Here is a 20,959-nt window from a genome sequence, read left to right on the forward strand (position 1 = left end):
AATCTTTCTTCGGTTTTTTTGTGTTTGATTGTTTAGTCTTGAAAATAAAACAGTTCGGAATTTGACAATTATAAAAGTAAATTGAGGTTTTTTGAAGAAGAACAAAACATATTTTTCTTGTAATATTTTACTGTAAATGCTCTGAGCTCAAAATAATTAAATAAATTTGGTAGATAGACAATTTAAATTACTGAATAAATGAGCTTTATATTAAAACCTGTTGATGTTGTTGAGTCTATTTCCAGAGAAGATTTTAAAAAGAAATATTTAGATAAAAAGAAACCTTTAATCATAAAAGGATTGACAAAAGATTGGCCTGCAAGAGAAAAATGGACAACCGATTATTTTAAGGAAATTGCGGGAGATATTGAGGTAAAACTTGTCGATAACTCAAAAGCCGATCCCAAGAAATTAATCAACGCTTCGATTGCAAGTATGAAATTTGGAGAATATCTTGATTTAATAAAAAGAGAGCCAACACAATTGCGTATTTTTTTCTTCAATCTGTTCAAGCATAAGCCTGAATTGGTTAATGATGTAAAAGTGCCAAAAGAATTAATGGGAGGCTTTATAGAAAGTATGCCAGCGATGTTTTTTGGAGGTTCGCGTGCTTTTACCTTTTTGCATTATGATATCGATTTGCCGCATCTTTTTCATACTCATTTTGGAGGCAGAAAACATATTATCCTTTTTGATTACAAATGGAAAAAAAGACTTTACTGCGTTCCAAATACAACTTATGCTTTAGAAGATTACGATGTTTCTAATCCGGATTTTGAAAAGTTTCCTGCTTTAAAAGGTGTCGAAGGATATGAAGTTTTTCTGGAACATGGAGATACGTTATTTATGCCAACCGGAATGTGGCATTGGATGCGATATATTGACGGTTCTTTTTCGCTCAGTCTTCGTGCGTGGGATAAATCTATAACGCGAAAAATGGCGAGCGTTTGGAGTTTGTTTATGCATGGCGCAGTCGATAGCGCTGTAAAAATCGTTTTTAGAGAACGTTATGCAATATGGCGCGAGAAACTAGCTTTTAAAATTGCCGAAAGAGAATTAAAAAAAGATTTGAAAAAGGCAGGATGATTTATAATTAAGGTTGAAATTGTAAAATCAAGAAATATTCCGCAGGAATTAAATATTGTTAACAACAAAATTTATTCCGTTCAGAATTAAGGTTAAACTCCCAAAGTAAAAAAAATATTCCGTAGGAATTAGTGATTGGTAGCAACGGAATTTATTCCGTTGGGAGATGAAACCCCATTTTTAAAAGTTCCGTAGGAACGACACATATTCGTTATTTAGGATAAAAAAATCCGAAGAGATATTCTTCGGATTTTTTTTATGGAACTCAATATGTTTTTGAAAAAGCTTATTTATTTTTTAATAATTTTTCCAGATATTCATTCTTTTCTTTTTCTACCTGAACCAAACGCTCATAAAGTTCAACTACTTTGTCTAATGGATTGAAAGTGCAATTATATGGACTAGTCATTCCATGTGCAAAACTATTGTCGTAAAAGTTGTTGAAATAAGTAATCATATTTTCATCGGTAAAATTCTTGATAGCTTCAACGCTTACTCCAAGAGCTTTTGCAATATCGGCAAGTTTTGAATCTTCTATAGTTTCGCTATTTTCTAATGCCGAAATCGCTTGCTGATTTGTTCCTAAGGCTTGCGCCAAAGCTTCTTGTTTCATGTCTTTAAGTTCACGAATACGGCTAATTTTTCGTCCTATATGATTTGGTTTTAATGCTGTGCTCATAATTCAAAGATATTTATAATGCTTTAAAGAAAATAGATTTTGGTAAAAAACAGATGAATTTATGTTTGATACATTTTCTAGTAGTTTGCTTGGGTACAAAACTATTATTTATTGTATTAGAAACAAAAATACAATTTTTCAGACAAGTATTAATCAGTTAAGATTGAAATTACAATTCAGGAAATATTCCATAAGAATTAAACATTGATAACAACGGAATTTATTAAGATGCGAATTAAGATTGAAATTAAAAGTCACAAAATATTCCGTAGGAATTAGTGATTGGTAGCAACGGAATTTATTCCGTTGTGAGATAAAACGACAAGTTCAAAAGTTCCGTAGGAACGATATATATTTAACGATTCAATATTAGTTTTTGTTTGGAAGTTTAATTTTAGTTCGATCCCATTTAATATCATCAGAATAATAGTAATCACTATTGTTTTTGTATTTCAAAACAGTATCTTCTTCTTGTGTTGTTCTTCTTATGTAGTACGTTTGTATGATATTGCTCTTTAGAAAATCCAAAAAGTAGGGATTTTTAATTGTATCGCTTTGTGAGCCTATTATTAAAATATGTCTCTTTTTCTCTTTGGTTAAAATATTTTCTGAGAGAAAATCGTTTAGACATTTTTTCGGAATTTTGACAATGTCTTTTGGTTGTAAATTAAGAAAATGTGGAAGTGTATCTTTTTCTCTACCGTAGCTGCATAAAATTTGAATATATTCTTTTTGATAAAAATATAAATTTCCTTTTTTGTCAATTATTAATTGGCTTTCTCCATAGAAAAATCCTTTTGTTGATGGAGGAGTTACTTTTAATGAATCGTAATGTTTTTTAAGTTCTTTGTCTTCATAGGAGATGATGTAAGGTTTGTTTTTATTTACAGCTTTTTCCTCTTTTTTAGCACAATTCAAAAGAAGCAAGCAAATCATAAATGCAATAAAAATTTTCGCCATAGAAATAAGATTTGAATTAAAGATATAAAAAAATCCCATTAGCCGAAGCGAATGGGATTTTATATGTTAAGAAGTTCGGAAACTATCTAATTGTATTATTTTGAATCAAATCGATGTACAAATTAATTTTGTCTTTCAATTCTTTTCTAGGCGTGATAAAGTCTAGGAAACCGTGCTCTAAAAGAAACTCAGCAGTTTGAAAACCTTCTGGTAAATCTTTTCCTGTAGTATCGCGAACAACACGAGGACCAGCAAAACCAATCAAAGCTCCTGGCTCAGAAATATTAATATCTCCTAACATAGCATATGATGCAGTTGTTCCTCCGGTAGTTGGATCAGTACAAAGAGAAATATAAGGTAATTTTGCTTCGGCCAATTGAGCCAATTTCACAGAAGTTTTTGCTAATTGCATTAAAGAATAAGCAGCTTCCATCATACGAGCTCCACCAGATTTAGAAATCATTACAAAAGGTAATTTGTTTTTGATCGCGTGATCAATACCTCTGGCAATTTTTTCTCCAACAACAGCTCCCATAGATCCACCAATAAAGGCAAAATCCATACAGCAAATTACAAGTTCTTTTCCTTTAGATTTTCCCACTCCTGTACGCACAGCGTCTTTCAGGTGAGTTTTCTCCATTACATCTTTCAATCTGTCAGCATATTTTTTTGTATCAACAAAATGCAGCGGATCTTTTGATGTCATGTTTTTATCTAATTCAACAAAGTCATTATTGTCGAATAAAATTTCAAAATAGGTTGCGCTTCCAATTCTAACGTGGAAATCATCTTCCGGACTAACAAATAAGTTTCTGGCTAATTCGTCAGCGTCAATAATTTTTCCAGTAGGAGATTTGTACCACAATCCTTTCGGAACGTCCATCTTATCTTCAGTAGCAGTCGTAATCCCTTTTTCCTGTCTTTTAAACCAAGCCATTTTTTTAAATTTAGAATGTAGATTTTAAAGTTTAGATTTTTAATCTGATTTAAAATTTAAATTCCAGGCTTTTTTAGAAGTCCGGAATCTAAATTCAGAAATCTAAAATTTAAAGTGTATTTACGTTATTCAAGTCTGCAAAAGCTTGCTCAAGTCTTGTATTGAATGTCACTTCGCTTTCACGTACCCATCTTCTTGGGTCATAATATTTTTTGTTAGGAACATCAGCACCTTCTGGGTTACCAATTTGAGATTTTAAATAGTCAATGTTTTTAACCATGTAATCACGAATTCCTTCAGTATATGCAAATTGTAAATCTGTATCAATGTTCATTTTGATAACTCCGTAGCTAATACCTTCTCTGATTTCTTCAAGTGTAGAACCTGAACCTCCGTGGAAAACGAAATCTACTGGGTTATGTCCAGTGTTGAATTTGTTTTGTACGTAATCTTGAGAATTTTTTAAGATTTTTGGAGTTAATTTTACGTTTCCTGGTTTGTAAACACCGTGAACGTTTCCAAAAGCAGCTGCAATTGTAAATTTAGGGCTTATTTTAGATAATTCTTCGTAAGCATAAGCTACTTCTTCTGGCTGAGTGTATAATTTTGAGCTATCAACATCAGAGTTGTCAACACCATCTTCTTCGCCACCTGTAATACCAAGTTCGATTTCTAATGTCATTCCCATTTTGCTCATTCTAGCCAAGTATTCTTTACAGATCTCGATGTTTTCTTCTATTGGCTCCTCAGATAAATCGATCATATGAGAACTGAATAATGGTTTTCCTGTTTCTGCAAAATGTTTTTCAGAAGCATCTAATAAACCATCAATCCAAGGTAATAATTTTTTTGCACAGTGGTCAGTGTGAAGAATTACAGTTGCACCGTAAGCTTCTGCCAAAGTATGAATGTGTTTTGCTCCAGCGATTCCACCAGCGATAGCTGATTTTTCACCTGCATTTGATAATCCTTTTCCAGCGTTAAATTGTGCTCCTCCGTTTGAAAATTGAATAATAACTGGCGCGTTTAGTTTTGCTGCAGTTTCAAGAACTCCATTGATTGTGCTTGACCCAGTAACGTTTACTGCTGGTAAAGCAAAACCTTTTTCTTTTGCATAATTAAAAATCTCCTGAACCTGATCTCCTGTAGCTACTCCTGGTTTAATATTGTGTGCCATTGTAATTTTTTTTATAGTTGTTTTTAGTTTTTAGGTTGCAAAAATAAGAATTAATTAGCATTAGAATGGATAATTTATCCCAAAATTTAAAACCGAGTGACCAAAATTGTATTCTTTAAACCAACGATCTCCTTTGTCATGTGCTGGATTATAGGTCTTAAAGCCTAAATCTAGACGAATAACAAAAAAGCTTAAATCGTATCGTAAACCGAATCCTGTTCCCAATGCAATTTCAGCTAAATCGTTTACGCTGTCAAATTTTGCCTTCTCATCGATCACATTATCGAGCACATTCCAGATATTTCCGGCATCTGCAAAGACAGCTCCTTTAACATCACCAAAAATTTTAAAACGAAGTTCAGCACTCATCGCAATTTTCATATTTGCCTCGTTAAAATCATTAACGGCATTCGTGCTTCCCGGACCTAATGCATAAGGTTGCCATGCACGATTGTCATTTGAACCTCCGGAATAATAACTTCGTGAAAACGGAATATAATTTGAATTTCCAAAAGGAATAGCAATTCCAAAAAAGCTTCGTACTGCTAATACTTTTTCTTTTCCAAAATCCCAGTGTTTGATATAATCAAATTCGGTTTTTATATATTCTGAATAAGCTAAATTGAATATTTCGTAATTGCCATTTGCATTTTTAGGTAAGTTTGCAATACTTGAAATAGCAGATAATAAAGTTCCTGCAGATTCTATCTTTGTTTTAAATTGGTAGAAAGTATTATCAGCAAGATCTTTTTTGGTTGTTTTGGTAAACGTATAACTTGTTGCCAGAATAAAGTCATTTTCGGTCAGACGAATTCTTCTTTCTTCAATACTTTCAACGTCTTTATATTGAGGATCTCCCGGTACTAAAGCTGTTTGGTTTGTTAGTACATCCTTAGTGAAACCAGCAGTTCCTTTTGGGATAGTCAAATCTTTATTCGCTTGCTCTGCCGGATCTTGCCCCCAGTTTAAAGGATCAATATTGTAATCTTTACCAATACTATTTAATTCATTATAAGAAGAAGTATAGACATTAAAATAATTACCCGGATTTAAGTTGCGTACAAATTGGGCATTTAGTAATTCCAGTTTTGCAGTATTATTTCTTTTTGGAGACCAATTATAAGCAATTCCGCCCGTGAAATTTTCTTTATCCAAACCAATGTTTCTTTGTTTGGAAAAACCTGCCGAAACACTTGTGGAAGGAATCATCCTTTTCGGAATAATTTTCTCAGTTCCAAAAGGCATAAGTATTCTTGGGAAATTCAGTTTTAAATCGACACCGTATTCAGAAACATTAAAAAAGTTATTATTCGGATTCGCCATATCCTTAGAAGAACCTATGTTTAAACGTGTCGAAATTTCGAGTGTTTCAGCTCTGTTAAATACATTTCGAATAGTTTCAGAAATACTCGCTCCAATACCAAAATCCTGAATGTTAGAGTGCGTTACGTCAAAAGTAGCACCAAAACTATATTTTTTTCTTGGAGTCAAATAAACATTCGCAATTAAGGATTGTGCCGTTGAGTCGCGTTTGTCAACTTCATATTGAATAGAAGGATAATTAAAGATCTTTAAGTTGTTTAAATATCTTGACGAAAGAGTTGTTCTCGTGTCAGAGAAAATACCTCCTTTATTGATAAAAACAGCATCTGTAATAGCACGTGGTTTGTACTTTAATTTTTTATAACTGTATAAGTTGAAATTATTATAAGTTGTGCTATCAGTGATTTTAGTTTTTGCATTTGCTGCCGAGTAATCAGTGTAAATATTGACATCACTAATTTTATACAATTTAAACGGTTCTGTTCTGCTTGAATCCCTTTCCTGAATATTGTTGTTGTTGATAATTAAGGTTACATCTGCTTTGTTCTTTTTTCCAATGGTGTCAATATCAAAAGTAACATAAGTAGGCTGGAAATAATAAGCGCCGTGATTTCTAAAATAAGTAGTTATACGATTTTTTTCTTCTTCAAAATCAGAAGTTTTATATTGATTACCGGATTTTAAAAGAGACGCTTCAGGATTTGTTTTATATAATGAGTCTAATGCAGGAGTCATTATATTGGTTCTGATAGTATCAAGAATGTACGCTGGACCAGTAGTGATATTATAATTTATTTTGGCTTTTTTTCGTGCAACACTATCAATGGTGTAATCTGTGGCAACATTAAAAAAACCATTGTTGAAATAGTAAAATTTCAAACGCAATAATGATTTTTTTGTCTTTGCAGTATCAATAATAACTGGAGCTTCACCGGTATTTTTCAAGAATTCATGAATACCTTTGTAGAAAAAGGATTGTCCAAGACGATCTACTTGTTTTGCAGATAAGATTTTGGCTTGGCGCTCGTAAAGTCCCGGGTTATTTTTGAATTTTGCTTTATAAGTAGAATCTGGATTTAAGTTAGCTAAATTGTATAAGTTAAGTCGTAATTTAAAACCCAGCAAAGTACCATTTGGTTTTTGATACATTTGATTTGCGGCAGTTTCATCATTTGTAGCCTTACCATTTACAAGAATATTATTTTTTACAAGAAGGTTTTTTCCATCGGGAACTCTTTTTACGGCATTACAAGCGCAAATAAATATTGCTATTAGGATAAATGCTATTATTTTTGTGGAATTCTTTTTCAAGTGTTCTTAAATATTTAATTCAAAAGTACATTATTTTATGGTTAGTAAAAACCAAATAAAACTTATCTCAAGTTTACATCAAAAAAAGCAACGTTTTGCAAATCAATTATTTTTCGCCGAAGGAGTAAAAGTAATTCAAGAATTGTTGCAATCCAATTTTGAATTAGAGCATTTATACACCACTCTAAATGATTTTGAAGAAGTTCAGTCTTCAAAACGAACCCTTATAAACGAGCAGGAACTTAAAAAAATAAGCGCTCTGACAACTCCAAATTCTTGTTTGGCAGTTTTTAAAATTCCTGCCGAAAATAAAATAATTGATTCAGGTTTGATTATAGCTTTAGATGACATTCGTGATCCCGGAAATTTAGGAACGATTTTACGTCTTTGCGATTGGTTTGGAATTAAGCAGATTGTTTGTTCGAAAGAAACAGTCGATATCTATAATCCAAAAGTTGTCCAAGCTACAATGGGTTCTATTGCCAGAGTAAACGTAAATTATGTTAATCTAGAAACTTTTATCAATCAGACAAATTTGCCGGTTTTTGGTACATTTATGGACGGAGATAATATTTATCAATCAAATTTACCTCAAAACGGAATTATTGTCATGGGTAATGAAGCCAATGGTATTTCGGCAGAGATTGAAAAAATAGTTACAAGCCGTCTCACAATTCCCAGATTTGGCGAGCTGCAAAAAACAGAAAGTTTAAATGTAGCGACCGCAACGGCAATTATCCTTAGTGAGTTTAAACGAAACAGTTAGGTTTTTGTTTTAGTGAAAAGTAAAATTAATTAAAATTGCTCGAGACTTCATAGAATCAATGTTACCTGTCCAGGGACTTGCTCCATTTGCAGGATTATCACGAATTAGTTCGTCGTTTATACCAAACATTCCTCTAATAGAAGGAGAGAAAATGAAATATTCAGAGAATAAGTCAATTCCAAAACCAACTTCATAAGCCGCAGTCCATTGTTTAACTCTGAATTTCCCTTCAAAGTTGTCGTCTTTTGATTTTGCGTTGCTCGATAAGTTTAATGTAGTAGACAATCCTCCAACTAAATAAGGACGAATGTTTCCTGTTCTTAAAGAAGAGAATTTTAATAATAAAGGAAAGTGTATATAAGTACTGTTTACTTCTCTTAAATAAAAAGATGTAGACTCCCCAGGTAGATGCGGATAATATAAATCGCGTTTTGTGTAATACAAACCTGGTTCAAATCGCAAATTAATATATTCCTGCAATCTTAAATCAGCAACAACTCCAACATTAAATCCCGTTGTTTTTTTTACCTGAATATCATCCGGAACCGGGGTTTTGTAGTCAAATTTAAAATCGAAACTGTTGAATCCTAAATAATATCCAAAATACAGGCGTTGCTTTTGCCAGTTTTCAAGATTAATGATAGGATCTTTGCTAAACATACTTTTAGCAAATTGCGAATATCCTTTTGAGGATAATAAGACTAATAAAATTAAGATTACAGTTTTTTTCATACTATTTTTTAGACGCAGAATAAATGGTTGCAACACCAAAAGTTTGAGGCAAAGCTACAACATCTATAAACCCAATTTTTCTCAAAATATTGTTTAACTTTTCTCCATACGGAAAAGCCGCAGCAGATTCAGATAAATAACCATAAGCAGAATTGTCTTTAGAAAACAATTTCCCTATAATTGGCAGTATGTTTTTAGTGTAAAAACTATATCCTTGTTTGTATGGTGTTTTGTCCGGTACAGATGTTTCTAAGATTACAAAAACACCATTTGGCTTTAAAACTCTTAATATTTCAGAAAAACCTTTTTCCAGATTTTCAAAATTTCGAACTCCAAAACCAACAGTTATAGCGTCAAAATAATTGTCTTCGAAAGGTATGTTTTCAGAATCTCCTAAAACTAAATCAATAACATTAGATAGTTTTTTTTCTTCTACTTTCTTTTTTCCAACTTCAAGCATTCCGGCAGAAATGTCCAGTCCAATTATCTTTTCGGCATTAGTTTGTGCCATTAAAATAGCCAGGTCGCCAGTTCCTGTTGCAATATCAAGAATGATTTTTGGTTTTGTATCCGAAACAATTTTCAATACTTTTTTTCGCCATTTAACATCAATTCCAAAAGATATTACACGGTTTAAATTGTCGTAGTTCCCAGAAATGTTATCAAACATTTGGGCAACTTGCTCTTTCTTGCCTAAAGAAGAGTCTTTATATGGGGTTATTTTTTCAGACATTTTTTTTATTTAGGCAAATATAAACAATCTAGGTTAACTGTAATTGAGTTTTTTTATTTGTAAATCAAATGTTTTCAGAATGATTATTTGCGCTTAATTATAAGTGTGTTTTGGCATCACCAAAAGTGGGTATTTTGAAAAAATCACCAAAAGTGGGTATTGTGAAGCATCTATTTAATGCCCACATTTGCTAAAGTAAAAATGATAAAGATTTAATGATTGGTAGTTATAAATGACTCAAATCAAACGGATGCTTTTTTTGCACTGGTAATTCGTTTGTTCTTGAAAGTGGTTTTGAAAGTATTGTTCTTGGGGTCAATACTCTTTAAAAGTGCGAAATACGTTCTTAGGATTAAATTTGTTTTTGGAAATTTTAATTTCTTGCCTTTAATATCTTAGTGGTATTTGTTATTAAAGGCTCTTTTGAGACTTGTTCTCAATTTAACATTTATGTTATTCAGTTGTTTCAGATGTCTCTATGACATTTGTGATTTTTTTTCCAAAACTATTTCTCGAAAGAGGCAGATCTAAAAATCAATCGTTTTAAAAAACATCCTCCAAAAGAGGGTGTTTTTTTTTATTTCTTAATGTAAGTTTCATAAGTATAATCATAAAGATGTTTTTCATCTTTAAAATTTTCTTCTGTTTCTACAAGTTGCCATTCACTTTCGCTAATTTTAGGAAAGAAAGTATCAGCTTCAAAAGTATGATGCACCTTTGTTATTTCAATAATATCCGCATAAGGTAATCCCAGATTGTAAATTTCGCCTCCGCCAATAATGTATGAATCTTCGTTTTCAGGACATGCAGCAATTGCTTTTTCAATACTATCAACAACAATACAACCTTCCGGATTATAATCTGTTTGGCGTGTAATTATTACGTGAACTCGGTTAGGTAATGGTTTAGGGAAACTCTCAAAAGTTTTTCTTCCCATAATAATATGATGATTGGTTGTAAGCGATTTGAATCTTTTAAAATCATTCGGCAAGTGCCAAACCAATTCATTATTTTTTCCAAGGGCATTATTTTCGGCAACAGCCGCTATCATTATAATCATGGTATTCTAAAACTAAATTTTATTTTTCTGTATCCTCATTTATTCTGGATTCTAATTGAGTAATTCTTTTTTGCTGTAAAGCAACAAGTCTGTCAATTTGTTCTCTTTCCCATTTTTTATTCATAAAACGGTCTGTAATGTAAACCTTTATAAAGTGTAAAATAAAGAGAAAGAACCATATTGTTATAGCCCAAATGCACCAATTTTGGTTGGTGGAATCACCAAAACCAAAAAATCTGTTAGCCACAAATAAAAATAATCCTCCTAGTAGAAAAAGCACAAAATGAAAATAAAGCACTTTTTTTTGCTTGAGTCTTCTCCTGGCATATTCGTATTGTTCGTGTACTTCTTTTTCCATGTGATGTAAATGAGATTATAAAGTTAAAATTTATTTTGAAAACACAATATTTTGAAGTCATAATATTTGTTTTAAAATGAGTTACGAATTCAGAATGCAAAATTTATGACGCCATAAATTATTGATATGATTTAAATAATAGGACGTTTTTGATATTATCGTAAATCGATTGTGCTGATATTAAAAGTTCATTTGATTTGTGTAATTTAGTGTATGAATCTAAAAACTAAATAGTTATGTCTTTGAAAAAACAATTTATCAAAACGAAGCCGGTAGTTAAAGTAACATTTTCTATTGATGCTAAAGATGCAAATTCGGCTGCAGTTGTAGGAGATTTCAACAACTGGAATATTGAAGAAGGAACTTTAAGTAAGTTAAAAAACGGAACTTTTAAAGCTACTTATGACTTAGTAAAAGATGCAATTTACGAGTTTAAGTATATAATTGACGGAAGTTATGTTAATGATCCTGAGGCAGATTCTTATAAATGGAATGATTTTGCGGGAAGCGAAAACAGCGTTTTAGTTGTATAAAAAAATCCGCTTAATATTTAAGCGGATTTTTTTATATTTATACAGCAACACTTCCTTTAATGCCGGCGTGTGGTTCGTAATCTACAAGAGTGAAGTCATTATAATCAAAATCAAAAATGTTTTTAATCTCAGGATTCAAAATCATTTTTGGTAATGGTTTTGGCTCACGAGTCAATTGCAATTCTAATTGTTCAAAATGATTGTTATAAATGTGTGCGTCTCCAAAAGTGTGGATAAATTCTCCATATTCTAAATCGCAAACCTGAGCAATCATCATAGTCAATAAAGCGTAAGAAGCTATATTAAAAGGAACTCCTAAAAAAATATCAGCACTTCGTTGATACAATTGACAAGATAATTTTCCTTTAGTTTCTCCTTTTTCAGTATCTGGACTTGTTACATAAAACTGAAAAAACGCATGACAAGGAGGTAAAGCAGCTTTGTTATTGGCTACGTTTTCTTCAAATGATTTTTTGGTATCCGGTAAAACAGAAGGATTCCATGCTGAAACCAACATTCTGCGGCTGTTTGGATTTGTTTTAAGCTCTGTAATTAATTCAGAGATCTGATCAATTTCTTCGCTATTCCAATTACGCCATTGATGTCCATAAACAGGTCCTAAATCTCCATTAGAATCTGCCCATGCATCCCAGATTTTTACTCCGTTTTCCTGAAGATATTTAATATTTGTATCGCCTTTTAGGAACCAAAGTAATTCGTAAATGATCGATTTTAAGTGTAATTTTTTGGTTGTAACCATTGGGAAACCTTCACTTAAATCAAAACGCATTTGGTAACCAAAAACACTTTTTGTTCCGGTTCCGGTTCGGTCTCCTTTTTGATTGCCGTTTTCTAAAACGTGTTTTACTAAATCTAAGTATTGTTTCATTTTTTGTTTATTCGGTTATTCGTTTAATTGTTTAATCGATTTAACGAATAAACAAATCAACGATTAAACAATAATTTTATCTTTTCGAGATTTCGTCTCTGATTTTTGCAGCTTTTTCATAATCTTCCTGAGAAACGGCCTGATCTAAAAGCTCATTTAGTTCCTGTAGACTATGTTTTGCATAAAGATCTCCGGATTGATTTGTTTCTTCTTCATGTCCAAAAGTTTCCGGATTTGAAAGTACATCATCAATTTCCTGAGAACCCTGATCTGTTTCGGCAGTATTTGATTTTAGATAAATCCCTGCTTTGTCCAAAATGTTTTTATAAGTGAAAATTGGAGCATTAAAACGTAATGCCAATGCAATTGCATCAGAAGTTCTCGCATCGATAATTTCTTCAATTTTATCTCTTTCGCAGATTAAACTGGAATAAAAAACGCCATCAACAAGTTTGTGAATGATCACTTGTTTTACGACAATATCAAATCTTTCGGCGAAGTTTTTGAACAAATCGTGTGTTAACGGACGAGGAGGTTTTATTTCTTTTTCTAAAGCAATAGCGATTGACTGTGCTTCAAAAGCACCAATAACTATAGGTAATTTTCTTTCGCCATCGACTTCATTCAAAATTAAGGCATAAGCGCCATTTTGAGTTTGACTGTATGAAATTCCTTTTATGGATAATTTTACTAGACTCATATATGTGGGTAAAAAAGGGCAATTAATGCCTCATTTTAGTACTTTTTTTGATTGAAAAATAAAGGTGCAATTTTAATCAAAAAATATGGAACAAAAAAGCCACCTAAAACAAAGATACGATTATCTTGTTTTTAGGCAGCTATATTTTTATAGAGATTTTTAAATTAAGAATGTTGAGCTTTAAAAGCTTTTAATTTCTCAATTAACTTAGGTACAATTTCGAATGCATCTCCAACAACGCCATAATCAGCTACTTTAAAGAAAGGAGCTTCTGGGTCATTATTGATAACCACTTTTACTTTTGATGAGTTAATACCAGCAATATGCTGAATCGCTCCAGAAATTCCGATTGCAATATATAAGTTAGTTGCAACTGGTTTTCCTGTTTGTCCAACGTGTTCGCTGTGAGGTCTCCATCCTAAATCAGAAACTGGTTTAGAACATGCAGTTGCAGCACCAAGTACAGCAGCTAAATCTTCTACTAATCCCCAGTTTTCAGGACCTTTCAATCCACGTCCGCCAGAAACTACAACGTCAGCATCAGCGATAGAAACTTTTCCTGTTACTTTTTCTACAGATTCTACTTTTACTCCAAAATCATTGTCTCCAATTGTTGGGTTAAAATCTTCTTCAGTTGCAGATCCTGCACTTTCGAAAATTCCGTAAGAGTTTTTAGCTAATCCAAGAACTTTTACATCTGTACTGATTTCAGTAATGTTGAAAGCTTTGTTTGAGAAAGCATTTCTTTTTACCTGAAAAGGAGAAGTGCTAATTGGTAATCCAACAACGTTAGAAGCGAAACCAGCATTTAAAGCCACTGCAACTAATGATGAAAGATAAATACTATCTGTAGTCGAAGAAAGCAAAACTACTTTTGTTCCTTCTTTTTCAGCAGTTTGTTTGATAACATCGGCGTAAGCCTTTGCTGTAAAGCCTGCTAATTTATCGTTGTTTACTTTTAATACTTTATCAACTCCGTATTTAGATAACTCGCTTACGTCGCTAATGTTAACTGTTAAAGCGGTTACAGTTGTTCCTAAAGTTTCTGCTACTTTTTTAGCATAAGAAGCTAATTCAAAAGCAACTTTTTTAAATTTTCCTTCTGCAGATTCTGCATATATTAATATTGACATAATAATTTTAGATTTTAGATTTTAGATTTCAGATTTTAAAAATTGAAATCTAAAATGATTATTGATTTTAGATTTTGAAGTGAATCAAATGTTGAGTTTTAGATTTTGCGTTGCGATCAGCAATCTAAAATCTAAATTCTACAATCTTAAATCACCTTAGCCTCGTTGTGTAATAAATTGATTAACTCATCTAAATTATCAGGAGAAACTAATTTTACTGCTGATTTTGGAGCTGGTTTTTCAAATTTTACCGCTTTTGTATTTACAGGAGCGTCAACCGGCTCAAGAATAGTAAGAGCTTTTGTTCTTGCAGTCATAATTCCTCTCATGTTTGGAATACGAAGATCTTTTTCTTCAACAAGACCTTTTTGTCCACCAATAATTAATGGTAAAGTTGTACTTACAGTTTCTTTTCCACCATCGATTTCACGAACTGCTTTTACATTATTTCCGTCAACAGTTAATGCTGTACAAGAATTTAAAAAATTAGAACCTAAAATTCCTGCGATCATTCCAGGAACCATTCCACCATTATAGTCAAGAGATTCTTTTCCTGCAATTACAAGATCGTAACCACCATTTTTAATTACTTCTGCAAGTTGTTTTGCAACAAAAAAACCATCAGTTGGATTTGCGTTTACACGAATAGCTTCGTTTGCACCAATTGCCAATGCTTTACGTAAAGTTGGCTCAGTATCAGGACCTCCAACATTAACAACAGTTACAGTTGCACCTTGTTGCTCTTGAAACCAAATTGCACGTGTCAGACCAAACTCGTCATTAGGATTAATTACATATTGTACACCATTGGTATCGAATTCTGAATCACCATTGGAGAAGTTGATTTTTGAAGTAGTATCAGGCACGTGGCTGATGCAAACTAATATTTTCATAAGTATATATTTTATATTTATAATATTCTTTTACAAATTTAGAAATTAAAATCGGAATAATATACTATGCACGCATAATATTTTTTGAAAACTATTACGATTTCGCAGATTCTGAAATTTTGAAGCTATTTCATAGTAATCCAAAAGAGATAATGCAGTCATTTCTATTGATTCTTAGGAATTTTGTAATGCTGTAAGTATGAACAACTGTTAAACTTTGGTTAGAAATATACTACAATTTCAATTGTTACGTTTTAAAGGAAGAATTTTGTAAAAATAAGAATCCAACAAAAAAAGTAGAGTTTGTCTGAAAACTGTTTTAGGAATGAAAGAGATGCTTTTACATCGATTTCGTAACTATCACAATAAATTTTAAAAAGTTAAAAAGCGGAAGGCGAGAGGAAGTTCGTGTGATTTTAAATCTAATTTATGCTTTTAAGTTATTTAAAATATTTATTTTTGCTCTTCAGAAAATTCAACATACAATATAAATATGAGAACAATACAATTTAGAGAGGCCATTTGTGAAGCGATGAGCGAAGAAATGCGTCACGATGAATCCATATATTTAATGGGCGAAGAAGTTGCAGAATATAATGGAGCTTACAAAGCTTCAAAAGGAATGCTTGCTGAGTTTGGCGAAAAAAGAGTAATCGATACTCCAATTGCTGAGCTTGGTTTTACAGGAATTGCAGTAGGATCAGCTATGAACGGCTGTCGTCCTATTGTTGAGTATATGACATTCAACTTCTGTTTAGTAGGTATTGATCAAATTATAAATAACGCTGCTAAAATGCGTCAAATGACAGGAGGACAATTTAATGTGCCTATCGTTTTTCGTGGACCAACTGCTTCTGCAGGACAATTAGGAGCTACTCACTCACAAGCTTTAGAGAACTGGTTTGCTAATACTCCGGGACTTAAAGTTGTTGTGCCTTCAACTCCTTATGATGCAAAAGGACTTTTAAAATCTGCAATTCGTGATAATGATCCTGTGATTTTCATGGAATCTGAGCAAATGTATGGTGATAAAGGTGAAGTGCCAGACGGAGAATATACAATTCCATTAGGGGTTGCTGATATTAAACGTGAAGGAAAAGACGTTACAATTGTTTCTTTCGGAAAAATCATTAAAGAAGCTTTTATTGCTGCTGATGAATTAGCAAAAGAAGGAATTTCATGTGAAATTATCGATTTAAGAACAGTTCGTCCAATGGATAAAGATACTATTCTTACATCTGTTAAAAAGACAAACCGTTTAGTGATATTAGAAGAGGCTTGGCCATTTGCAAGTGTTTCATCTGAAATTACATATATCGTTCAGGAACAAGCTTTTGATTTCCTTGACGCGCCAATTCAACGTATTACTACTGCTGATACGCCAGCACCTTACTCTCCTGTTTTACTAAAAGATTGGTTGCCAAACGCAGCTGATGTAGTAAAAGCAGTAAAGAAAGTAATGTACAAATAGTAAATTAAACAATACTCTTAAAACTTCATCAGTCATATTAATTGATGAAGTTTTTTTTTGCCAGATGATAAAGAAAATAATTTTACTCAGCCTATTTTTTGTATTCGCTATTGTGAATATTGCTACTGCACAAACTAAAGTGAGTGGAATTGTTTTGGATAAAACTAATCAGCCTGTTCCATTTGCTAATGTTGTTTTTAAAGGTTCAAATATCGGAATAGTTTCTAATGAAGATGGTCGTTTTTATTTGGAATCACCAAATACATATACCGCTTTATTAATTACATCAGCAGGATTTTCAGATCGCGAAGTTCCTTTGGAAAAAGCTGTAAATTATGATTTTAAAATTGTTTTGAGCGAAGCCGAAGCATTGAATGAAGTTGTAATTTTTACAGGAAAAACATCCAAAAAGAATAATCCGGCGCTAGATATATTGAGAAAAATTTGGGAACGAAAACGTAAAAACGGTTTGTACCAATTCAATCAATATCAAATGCAAAAGTACGAGAAAGTTGAGTTCGACATGAACACAATTGACAGTGCTTTTATGAAGAACAAACTCTTCAAAGGAATGGAGTTTGTCTTTAATCACGTTGATACATCTGAAGTTACCGGAAAAACATACTTGCCTATTTTTATCAACGAATCAGTATATGATGTTTACGGAGATAATAAATTAAAGAAAACAAAAGAAAATATTACAGGAAGTAAAACCTCTGGATTTAACGGAAATCAACAAATTCTGGCATTTGTAAAAGACCTTTATTCAGATTACAATATCTACGACAATCACCTTAAATTTTTTGATAAAAGTTTTACAAGTCCGCTTTCAAGAACGGGAATTGATGTGTATAACTATGTCTTAAAAGACAGTGCTTATATTGACAAAAAATGGTGTTATAATATCGTTTTTTATCCGAGACGAAAAAATGAATTGACTTTTAAAGGAGATTTCTGGGTAAATGATACGACTTTTGCGATTAAAAAAATTAATATGGGCGTTACCAAAAGCGCCAATATTAACTGGGTAAAAGATATTTATATCGAACAAGAGTTTGAAGTAGAAAACGATTCTGTTTTTCTATTAACTCGTGATTATATGATGTCGGATTTTGCTTTGAATAAAAAAGAAAAATCAAAAGGCGTTTACGGAAAGCGAACGACTTTATTTAGAAATCATAAATTCAATATTCCTAAACCAGAGAAGTTTTATAAAGAAGAAGTCAATTATATAGACAATGCTGTTTATGATCGACCGCCCGAATTTTGGGATGAGAATCGTTTCGAAAAATTAAATAAAGACGAAGCAGGAATCTACAAAATGTTAGATACTTTGCAAACCGTCAAGCGATTCAAGCAACTTTATAGTTTAGTTTCTATTTTAGGAAGTGGTTATGTCGAGTTTAAAAACTTCGATTACGGACCCATTTTCTCTACATTTGGTTACAACGAAGTGGAAGGTTTACGATTAAGAGTAGGAGGAAGAACGTACTTTGGACCAAACGATCCTTGGCGTTTGCAAGCTTACACCGCTTACGGTTTTGACGACAATAAATTCAAATACGGAGTTTCTGGTAAATGGATGGTTGATAAACAAAAACGTGTTATAATTTCTGGGGGAAACAGGCGTGATATTGAACAAATTGGAGCCAGTTTAACTACTACAAATGATATTTTAGGACGAAGTTTTGCTTCATCTGCCTTGTTTACAACAGGAAGTAACGGGAAATTAACCAATATTAATTTGAGCAATGTTTCTGTAGAAATGGAGCCAATTAAAAACTTTGTTGTTTCGGCTGGTGTATCTTATAGAACATTAGAATCAGCATCACCAACCTTTAGTTTAGATTATTACACCACTTTACCAACGCCCGTAAATCCTGCAGGAGTTGTACAAAGTGCAGTAAAACAGTTTGAAGCGAATGTTCAGTTCGAATTGATGCCAAAACGTAAAACGATTGGTTTTGGAGTAGAACGTGATCTTGTTGATAGTCCGTTCACCCATTTCTTTGTGAATTTTAGTTATGGACTAAAAGGAGTGATGCAAAGTGATTTCGCTTACGAAAAGATACAATTATATTACAAACAGCCTATTATTATAGGACCATTAGGAAGATCAAATATTATCCTTGAAACCGGAAAAACATTTGGTACAATTCCGTTAGGATTAATGAGTGTAATTCCCGGAAACCAGACTTATTTTACTATAGAAAATACGTTTAGTAATTTAAATTTCTACGAATTCATAACAGATCAGTACACAACTTTGCAATGGAATCATGATTTTGGAGGAAGATTATTCGCAAGAATTCCATTTATGAGAAAATTAAACTGGAGAGAATTTGTTGGAGTAAAAGGAGTTTACGGAACAATTTCAAACGCTAATAGAGCTATAAATGCTTCAGACCAACCTTATAATGCACCAGAAAATGTGTATTGGGAATATAACGCAGGAATCGGAAATATCTTTAAAGTTTTCCGAATTGATTTCTCTTGGAGAGGAAGTTATTTAAATACACCTGATGCTAATAAATTTGCAGTAAAAGGATCTTTCGGATTCTATTTCTAATTAGAAAGGTGCAAAGGATCAAAGTTACAAAGTCGCAAAGGTTTAGGTCTTTGCGACTTTTTTTATGCTTATTTTTTTTCATACAAACTCTAATAATTTATTTTAAAGATGAAAATTTTAGAATTTGTATCTGTAGAATCTGTGTGTAAACAAAACTTCGCGACTCTGTGACTTTGAGAGATTTTTTTTAATTAATTTTAGAAGCTATTCCCGCTATCCGCTTGTATCTTTTCCTGGCTAAAGAAGCCAGAAAAAGGATACCGCTTCAAACGAAGTTCACTGAACTCCGATTAAAATGAAAGTTAAGTGAAGTAATCGGGGCTAAAAAAAAATCAAGTATGCAAGAAGCCATAGATTTTCTATCAACCAAAAATCGAATATTTCAGGAAATTATCGACAAATATGGATTGCCTCCAATTCCAAAGCGTCCGCAAGGTTTTGAAACATTGGTTTTGTTAATTCTCGAACAACAGGTTTCTGTAGATTCGGCGAAAGCCACATTTTTAAAAATCAAAGCTTACACAACTTGCAATCCGGAAACGATGTCGGTTTTGTCAGACGAAGAATTTAGAAACCTTGGCGTAAGTCGGCAAAAAACAAAGTATATCAAAATTTTGGCAGAAGCTGTTTTAAACAAAGAATTAGATATAGAAAGTCTCGCCACAAAATCTGCAGAACAAGTACGGGAAGAACTCATTAAACTAAAAGGAATCGGAAATTGGACTATTGATATTTACCTGATGTTTTGTTTACAGGAACCCGATTTAATTCCGTTGGGAGATATTGCAGTCATAAATACCATCAAGGAATTGCTTGATATTCAAGACAAACAAGAAATGGAAATTCATGCAAAACAATGGAGTCCGTATCGTTCTTATGCGACATATTTGCTGTGGCATTATTACTTAAATAAGCGAAACAGGAAAATTACTTATTAACTGTCTGTTATATAAATGGAAAAGTACATTAATTAATGAATAAATACATAGATTAATGTACTTTTTTCATTGTAAAAAAGGATTCTTTAGTTACTTTTGCAATCGAAATTATAGAAAAAATAAAAAACGAAAATGACCGCAGACAAACTAACGACTTTCGATGTATTAATCGAAATACCACGTGGAAGCAGAAATAAATACGAGTATGATTTTGAAATCAAAAGAATGCGTTTCGACAGAATGTTATTCTCTTCAATGATGTACCCGGCTGATTACGGATTTATTCCAGAAACTTTAGCACTTGACGGAGACCCTCTTGATGTATTAGTTTTAATAAACGAGCCAACTTTCCCTGGTTGTGTTATTGAAGTAAAACCAATTGGTGTTTTCCATATGGCAGATGATAAAGGACCAGACGAAAAAATCATTTGTGTACCAGTTTCAGATCCAATCTGGAATTCATTAAATGACCTTTCAGATATTAATGGACACTTGTTGAAAGAAATCGAGCATTTCTTCCAGGTTTACAAAGATCTTGAAAACAAACAAGTAGATGTAGAAGGTTGGGGAGACGTAAACGAAGCATTTGCAATCATTGCTGAGTGTACTAAGCGTTTTGATGACATTGAAAATAAACCAGAGGGATTATTTAGTATTAAATAATTTTTACCTTATTCTATTATAAAAAAAGCAATACTACCGTTAGGAGTA

The 20,959-nt window shown here is 32.4% G+C and carries 20 protein-coding genes; 7 read left to right on the forward strand and 13 right to left on the reverse strand.

Translation table 11 applies throughout. The features are described 5' to 3' along the window. The first annotated feature begins 198 nt into the window (after positions 1-198). Positions 199-1,086 carry a cupin-like domain-containing protein gene (locus CLU81_RS15110; RefSeq protein ID WP_099710566.1) on the forward strand — a complete coding sequence of 296 codons (888 nt, stop codon included), beginning with the start codon at positions 199-201 and terminating at the stop codon, positions 1,084-1,086. A 286-nt stretch (positions 1,087-1,372) separates the two neighbouring features. Here the strand turns inward: CLU81_RS15110 and CLU81_RS15115 are convergent, their stop codons facing one another. The 5 genes from CLU81_RS15115 to CLU81_RS15135 all read right to left on the reverse strand — a co-directional run bounded on the left by CLU81_RS15115 (position 1,373) and on the right by CLU81_RS15135 (position 7,473). Next, positions 1,373-1,765 (reverse strand): helix-turn-helix domain-containing protein, encoded by a 393-nt coding sequence (locus tag CLU81_RS15115; RefSeq protein WP_099710567.1) that lies wholly within the window; start codon positions 1,763-1,765, stop codon positions 1,373-1,375. Positions 1,766-2,134: 369 nt separating this feature from the next. Beyond that, positions 2,135-2,725, reverse strand: a complete 591-nt coding sequence (locus CLU81_RS15120) for a hypothetical protein (protein ID WP_144444508.1) — start codon at positions 2,723-2,725, stop codon at positions 2,135-2,137. A gap of 82 nt (positions 2,726-2,807) precedes the next feature. Then, positions 2,808-3,662, reverse strand: a complete 855-nt coding sequence (gene accD / locus CLU81_RS15125) for an acetyl-CoA carboxylase, carboxyltransferase subunit beta (protein ID WP_099710569.1) — start codon at positions 3,660-3,662, stop codon at positions 2,808-2,810. A 109-nt stretch (positions 3,663-3,771) separates the two neighbouring features. Next, positions 3,772-4,839 (reverse strand): class II fructose-bisphosphate aldolase, encoded by a 1,068-nt coding sequence (fbaA, locus tag CLU81_RS15130; protein ID WP_099710570.1) that lies wholly within the window; start codon positions 4,837-4,839, stop codon positions 3,772-3,774. A 60-nt stretch (positions 4,840-4,899) separates the two neighbouring features. After that, complete coding sequence (locus CLU81_RS15135) at positions 4,900-7,473, reverse strand: BamA/TamA family outer membrane protein (protein ID WP_099710571.1); 2,574 nt, start codon at positions 7,471-7,473, stop codon at positions 4,900-4,902. Positions 7,474-7,510: 37 nt separating this feature from the next. Here CLU81_RS15135 and CLU81_RS15140 point away from each other — a divergent pair, with 37 nt between their 5' ends. Continuing rightward, the gene (locus CLU81_RS15140) at positions 7,511-8,239 is read left to right on the forward strand and encodes an RNA methyltransferase (RefSeq protein WP_099710572.1); all 729 of its coding nucleotides are present in this window, start codon (positions 7,511-7,513) and stop codon (positions 8,237-8,239) included. A gap of 9 nt (positions 8,240-8,248) precedes the next feature. On the opposite strand, the gene CLU81_RS15145 is transcribed toward CLU81_RS15140, so the two are convergent. The 4 genes from CLU81_RS15145 to CLU81_RS15160 all read right to left on the reverse strand — a co-directional run bounded on the left by CLU81_RS15145 (position 8,249) and on the right by CLU81_RS15160 (position 11,122). Next, positions 8,249-8,971: a porin family protein gene (locus CLU81_RS15145; protein ID WP_099710573.1), complete on the reverse strand. Its 723-nt coding sequence runs from the start codon at positions 8,969-8,971 to the stop codon at positions 8,249-8,251. A gap of 1 nt (position 8,972) precedes the next feature. Further along, entirely contained in the window at positions 8,973-9,704 is a 732-nt protein-coding gene (ubiE, locus tag CLU81_RS15150; RefSeq protein ID WP_099710574.1) for a bifunctional demethylmenaquinone methyltransferase/2-methoxy-6-polyprenyl-1,4-benzoquinol methylase UbiE, read from the reverse strand. Positions 9,705-10,281: 577 nt separating this feature from the next. Continuing rightward, positions 10,282-10,764, reverse strand: a complete 483-nt coding sequence (locus tag CLU81_RS15155) for a dihydrofolate reductase (RefSeq protein ID WP_099710575.1) — start codon at positions 10,762-10,764, stop codon at positions 10,282-10,284. Positions 10,765-10,783: 19 nt separating this feature from the next. Continuing rightward, on the reverse strand, positions 10,784-11,122 hold the full coding sequence (locus CLU81_RS15160) for a 2TM domain-containing protein (protein ID WP_099710576.1): 339 nt from the start codon (positions 11,120-11,122) through the stop codon (positions 10,784-10,786). Between the two features lie 236 nt (positions 11,123-11,358). On the opposite strand from CLU81_RS15160, the gene CLU81_RS15165 reads away from it, so the two are divergent. After that, positions 11,359-11,655 carry an isoamylase early set domain-containing protein gene (locus tag CLU81_RS15165; RefSeq protein WP_099710577.1) on the forward strand — a complete coding sequence of 99 codons (297 nt, stop codon included), beginning with the start codon at positions 11,359-11,361 and terminating at the stop codon, positions 11,653-11,655. 37 nt (positions 11,656-11,692) lie between these two features. On the opposite strand, the gene CLU81_RS15170 is transcribed toward CLU81_RS15165, so the two are convergent. The 4 genes from CLU81_RS15170 to CLU81_RS15185 all read right to left on the reverse strand — a co-directional run bounded on the left by CLU81_RS15170 (position 11,693) and on the right by CLU81_RS15185 (position 15,270). Next, the gene (locus CLU81_RS15170; protein ID WP_099710578.1) at positions 11,693-12,544 is read right to left on the reverse strand and encodes a thymidylate synthase; all 852 of its coding nucleotides are present in this window, start codon (positions 12,542-12,544) and stop codon (positions 11,693-11,695) included. A gap of 76 nt (positions 12,545-12,620) precedes the next feature. Next, positions 12,621-13,244, reverse strand: a complete 624-nt coding sequence (locus CLU81_RS15175; protein WP_099710579.1) for a bifunctional nuclease family protein — start codon at positions 13,242-13,244, stop codon at positions 12,621-12,623. Between the two features lie 164 nt (positions 13,245-13,408). Then, complete coding sequence (locus CLU81_RS15180; protein ID WP_099710580.1) at positions 13,409-14,377, reverse strand: electron transfer flavoprotein subunit alpha/FixB family protein; 969 nt, start codon at positions 14,375-14,377, stop codon at positions 13,409-13,411. A 146-nt stretch (positions 14,378-14,523) separates the two neighbouring features. After that, positions 14,524-15,270: an electron transfer flavoprotein subunit beta/FixA family protein gene (locus CLU81_RS15185; RefSeq protein ID WP_041516527.1), complete on the reverse strand. Its 747-nt coding sequence runs from the start codon at positions 15,268-15,270 to the stop codon at positions 14,524-14,526. A 493-nt stretch (positions 15,271-15,763) separates the two neighbouring features. On the opposite strand from CLU81_RS15185, the gene CLU81_RS15190 reads away from it, so the two are divergent. From CLU81_RS15190 to CLU81_RS15205, 4 genes are all read left to right on the forward strand, one after another. After that, positions 15,764-16,741 carry a pyruvate dehydrogenase complex E1 component subunit beta gene (locus tag CLU81_RS15190; protein ID WP_099710581.1) on the forward strand — a complete coding sequence of 326 codons (978 nt, stop codon included), beginning with the start codon at positions 15,764-15,766 and terminating at the stop codon, positions 16,739-16,741. Positions 16,742-16,808: 67 nt separating this feature from the next. Next, positions 16,809-19,310 (forward strand): DUF5686 and carboxypeptidase-like regulatory domain-containing protein, encoded by a 2,502-nt coding sequence (locus CLU81_RS15195; protein WP_099712777.1) that lies wholly within the window; start codon positions 16,809-16,811, stop codon positions 19,308-19,310. Positions 19,311-19,648: 338 nt separating this feature from the next. Beyond that, on the forward strand, positions 19,649-20,248 hold the full coding sequence (locus tag CLU81_RS15200) for a DNA-3-methyladenine glycosylase (protein ID WP_099710582.1): 600 nt from the start codon (positions 19,649-19,651) through the stop codon (positions 20,246-20,248). 132 nt (positions 20,249-20,380) lie between these two features. Beyond that, positions 20,381-20,911 carry an inorganic diphosphatase gene (locus tag CLU81_RS15205; RefSeq protein ID WP_065449271.1) on the forward strand — a complete coding sequence of 177 codons (531 nt, stop codon included), beginning with the start codon at positions 20,381-20,383 and terminating at the stop codon, positions 20,909-20,911. Positions 20,912-20,959: the final 48 nt, after the last annotated feature.

The organism is Flavobacterium sp. 9, assembly GCF_002754195.1.
Lineage (GTDB): Bacteria > Bacteroidota > Bacteroidia > Flavobacteriales > Flavobacteriaceae > Flavobacterium.

Excerpts from the sequence above, each read along its gene's own strand:
- CLU81_RS15110 (WP_099710566.1), top strand. The coding sequence starts at position 199 with ATGAGCTTTATATTAAAACCTGTTGATGTTGTTGAGTCTATTTCCAGA.
- CLU81_RS15115 (WP_099710567.1), bottom strand. The coding sequence starts at position 1,765 with ATGAGCACAGCATTAAAACCAAATCATATAGGACGAAAAATTAGCCGT.
- CLU81_RS15120 (WP_144444508.1), bottom strand. The coding sequence starts at position 2,725 with ATGGCGAAAATTTTTATTGCATTTATGATTTGCTTGCTTCTTTTGAAT.
- accD (WP_099710569.1), bottom strand. The coding sequence starts at position 3,662 with ATGGCTTGGTTTAAAAGACAGGAAAAAGGGATTACGACTGCTACTGAA.
- fbaA (WP_099710570.1), bottom strand. The coding sequence starts at position 4,839 with ATGGCACACAATATTAAACCAGGAGTAGCTACAGGAGATCAGGTTCAG.
- CLU81_RS15140 (WP_099710572.1), top strand. The coding sequence starts at position 7,511 with ATGGTTAGTAAAAACCAAATAAAACTTATCTCAAGTTTACATCAAAAA.
- CLU81_RS15145 (WP_099710573.1), bottom strand. The coding sequence starts at position 8,971 with ATGAAAAAAACTGTAATCTTAATTTTATTAGTCTTATTATCCTCAAAA.
- ubiE (WP_099710574.1), bottom strand. The coding sequence starts at position 9,704 with ATGTCTGAAAAAATAACCCCATATAAAGACTCTTCTTTAGGCAAGAAA.
- CLU81_RS15155 (WP_099710575.1), bottom strand. The coding sequence starts at position 10,764 with ATGATTATAATGATAGCGGCTGTTGCCGAAAATAATGCCCTTGGAAAA.
- CLU81_RS15160 (WP_099710576.1), bottom strand. The coding sequence starts at position 11,122 with ATGGAAAAAGAAGTACACGAACAATACGAATATGCCAGGAGAAGACTC.
- CLU81_RS15165 (WP_099710577.1), top strand. The coding sequence starts at position 11,359 with ATGTCTTTGAAAAAACAATTTATCAAAACGAAGCCGGTAGTTAAAGTA.
- CLU81_RS15170 (WP_099710578.1), bottom strand. The coding sequence starts at position 12,544 with ATGAAACAATACTTAGATTTAGTAAAACACGTTTTAGAAAACGGCAAT.
- CLU81_RS15175 (WP_099710579.1), bottom strand. The coding sequence starts at position 13,244 with ATGAGTCTAGTAAAATTATCCATAAAAGGAATTTCATACAGTCAAACT.
- CLU81_RS15180 (WP_099710580.1), bottom strand. The coding sequence starts at position 14,377 with ATGTCAATATTAATATATGCAGAATCTGCAGAAGGAAAATTTAAAAAA.
- CLU81_RS15185 (WP_041516527.1), bottom strand. The coding sequence starts at position 15,270 with ATGAAAATATTAGTTTGCATCAGCCACGTGCCTGATACTACTTCAAAA.
- CLU81_RS15190 (WP_099710581.1), top strand. The coding sequence starts at position 15,764 with ATGAGAACAATACAATTTAGAGAGGCCATTTGTGAAGCGATGAGCGAA.
- CLU81_RS15200 (WP_099710582.1), top strand. The coding sequence starts at position 19,649 with ATGCAAGAAGCCATAGATTTTCTATCAACCAAAAATCGAATATTTCAG.
- CLU81_RS15205 (WP_065449271.1), top strand. The coding sequence starts at position 20,381 with ATGACCGCAGACAAACTAACGACTTTCGATGTATTAATCGAAATACCA.